The organism is Faecalibacillus sp. TM498, assembly GCF_020589955.1.
GTDB lineage: Bacteria > Bacillota_I > Bacilli_A > Erysipelotrichales > Coprobacillaceae > Faecalibacillus > Faecalibacillus intestinalis.
On the sequence record NZ_JAJDKB010000098.1, the window covers coordinates 1 to 3,269 of the forward strand.

Genomic DNA, 3,269 nt, shown 5'->3' on the forward strand with positions numbered 1-3,269 from the left:
AAAAGGAGGAAAACCAGGACCAGACATCATCCTAATTTTCCTCTTAAAAAAGCACTGAATATTTTAGAGGGAATACTGATTCCACATCAATATCCCCCTAATAATTTAGAGAGAATTTCGCTAAAGCACTCGATTAATTAGAGCGCCGAAAAAACCTCATGTTATCTAATTAGCTTCGTTTTAAAAATATCATGTTATTTCATAAAGCCGCTATTCCTAAGTGATGTATATTTAACTGTTTTCTGCTTTAACAATATAACAGTATTTCTTATAAAAGGATATCCCATATCCTTTTACATGTAAATAACCATCATTAATAATTTCATCTTCATATTTATTATCAATGATTTGCTTTGCTCCTTCTTTTGCGTCACTTACAAGTTCTTTAACACTCTTAGAATGTTTGCATTCTAAGATAAGCGCCGTTTGAAAGATTTGTTTAGGTAAAATACATAAATCAAATCTTCCATTCATGGCTTCTCTATTTGATTTGATCTTCTTACCACTAAAGAGTCCTACTAAAAATCCATGATAGAAAGATTCTTGATTATCAAAATAACTGATACTTCTTGATAAGATATCCCCTAGTATTTCATTAGCTTGATCAACATCTTCTCTAACAAGACATTGATAAAGGTCTTCTTTTCTTACAAAAGTATAATCTTCAAAATAACTCATAAAAGATTGCTTATAGATTTCATAGACTTCTTTATTTGGTATAACCAGTTTATATTTGTTTTCTCCTAAATCTTCAATAACTCTTAAATAACCTGTAAGTAAAAGAAAACTATAAATATTATTGATATGATCCATTTCTCGATAAGTGAGTTCTGGCTTGATGTATTTTTCTAAGGATTTGCCTTGAATCAATTGTTCAAATTCTTCATGGAGTTCATCACTACCATTTTGGATATAATTGACTACAAGATCATTACCACTAGTATTTGCCCAAAAGGAAGTAGGTTTATATGAAGAAAAATGTGATTTTTTATCAACATACATGAGTGTACTCCAAGGATTATAGATTTCTATATTTCCAAATAGATAACCATCATACCATTCTTTGACTTCATCCATATAAGATGATAATTGATAATCTTCTAATAACTGTTTGACTTCATTTTCATTAAAGCCAAAATATTCTTCATTCATTTCATCTAATAATGAATAAGTTTTAAAGTTGTTTAAACCAGTAAAGATACTTTCTTTAGATATTCTAAGACATCCTGTCATAATTCCTTTTTCTAGAGCATCATTTGTTTTAAGCGCTGAAGAAAAGACACTTCTTAAAAAATCAACCATTTCATCATAATAATTATTTTGATAAGCTGATTGTAATGGAACATCATATTCATCAATAAGAATAATGACTTTTTGATGATAGTAAGTATATAAGGCATTAGATATAATCCTTAATGAAAATTTTAAATCTTCAATTGATGTTGTTTCATCATGCAAACTATTTAGTTTTTTCTTTGTCGCATCAGTTAATTGAGAAGCTGATAATATTTCCAAGTTTTTTTCTAATAATTCGTAAATGATACTCGAAAAAGATGAAATTTGTGCATCAAAAGTTAAATTTTTCATTTCTTTTAAAGAAATGAAAATTGTTGGATACTTGTTTTGATGTTCTAAAGCTTCCTTATTTTTTGAAATATATAAATCATTGAATAAATAAGCATTTTCTTTTTCTTTGATAGAAAAGAAATAATACAGCATAGACATATTAAGTGTCTTACCAAATCTTCGAGGTCTTGTATATAAAACAACTTGTTCATTTAAGATATCTGCAATTAGATTTGTTTTATCTACATAATATGCATTTTTATCAATCATCGTTTTAAAATTTTCAATTCCTGTAGGTATTAACTTCATACAATCAACTCACTTCCTAATCTGTATTATTATGTACTACTAAAAGTATTATACATGATATAAACCTTGATTTCTATTGGATTATTTGTCCAATAAAAAAGAAGTTTCATCAAGAAACTTCTTTTTACTATTATTATTCATCACCAAATGAAATGCCAATTGCTTTAGCCGCTTTAACAAGTTCTCCATTTGGATCAACATGTTTTTGTTGACCAACCTTAGCAGCACCAATTACTTCTTCTAATGAAGTATATCCCATCTTATCACCATTGATTGTAACAACATTACCAAACTTACCTTCATTAATAAGTTCAACTGCAGCCACACCATAACGAATTGATAAAATACGATCATATGCTGTAATATCTCCACCACGAATAATATGTCCTGGATTGACAGAACGTACTTCATGATTTGGAATTACTTTTTCAAGATCATCAGCTACTTTAGCAGCTAATCCTGAATAACGTACTGGATCTGGACTATCTTCTACGATTTTACCAATAACTTTTGTTCCATCAGCATATTTTGCTCCTTCAGCAACAGCTACTACTGTATAAGGTAATCCCATTTCATCACGTTTCTTAATTGCTTTAGCAATATTTTCAATGGTAAATGGAATTTCTGGAATCAAACATACACCGGCATTTCCTGCTAGACCTGCGTATAAAGTAATCCATCCAGCATCTCTGCCCATTAATTCACAACAAATAACACGATGATGTGATTTTGCTGTTGTTTGTAAACGATCAATAAATTCTGTACCTACAGACATTGCTGAAATAAATCCATAAGTAACATCTGTACTTGCTAAATCATTATCCATTGTTTTAGGTACACCAATAACATTGACACCTTTTCTTGAAAAATCACGTGCACTTGTAAGCGTTCCATCTCCACCTAAAATAACTAAAACATCAACACCATCTTTTTTCAAGTTTTCAACAGCCACATCAGAAACATCTTTTTTTACTTTTCCACCATGACCATCATCTACTAAATAATCAAATAAATTATCTTTATTAGAACTATATAAAATAGTTCCTCCTTCTTTATAAATATCTTCTACCGATTCTTCAGTAAGTTCTACATAATTATTATGGTATAAACCTCTATAACCATAAACAAATCCAATCACTTCATAACCATATTTAGAGATTGCAGTTTTAGTAATTGTACGGATAACAGCGTTTAACCCTGGACAATCACCTCCACCAGATAATAATGCAATTTTTTTGACAGTACTTCCCATAATTTTCTTCCTCCATACTATATAATTATAAATTCACCTAGAGGAAAAAACAATACTTTTTTGTAAGCGTTTACAGTTATTTCTTAATCCTGTATTGTAAAATGAAACTGGAATTAAGGAATTGATAACAAGGGGCATGCCC

Annotated in this window: 2 protein-coding genes; both read right to left on the reverse strand. The window is 29.4% G+C overall.

The annotated features are described in order from the left end of the window. Positions 1-231 precede the first annotated feature (231 nt). The gene (locus LJD32_RS14700; protein WP_227392783.1) at positions 232-1,875 is read right to left on the reverse strand and encodes an AAA family ATPase; all 1,644 of its coding nucleotides are present in this window, start codon (positions 1,873-1,875) and stop codon (positions 232-234) included. Between the two features lie 133 nt (positions 1,876-2,008). Beyond that, positions 2,009-3,127 carry a 6-phosphofructokinase gene (locus tag LJD32_RS14705; RefSeq protein ID WP_032091342.1) on the reverse strand — a complete coding sequence of 373 codons (1,119 nt, stop codon included), beginning with the start codon at positions 3,125-3,127 and terminating at the stop codon, positions 2,009-2,011. Positions 3,128-3,269: the final 142 nt, after the last annotated feature.

Excerpts from the sequence above, each read along its gene's own strand:
- LJD32_RS14700 (WP_227392783.1), bottom strand. The coding sequence starts at position 1,875 with ATGAAGTTAATACCTACAGGAATTGAAAATTTTAAAACGATGATTGAT.
- LJD32_RS14705 (WP_032091342.1), bottom strand. The coding sequence starts at position 3,127 with ATGGGAAGTACTGTCAAAAAAATTGCATTATTATCTGGTGGAGGTGAT.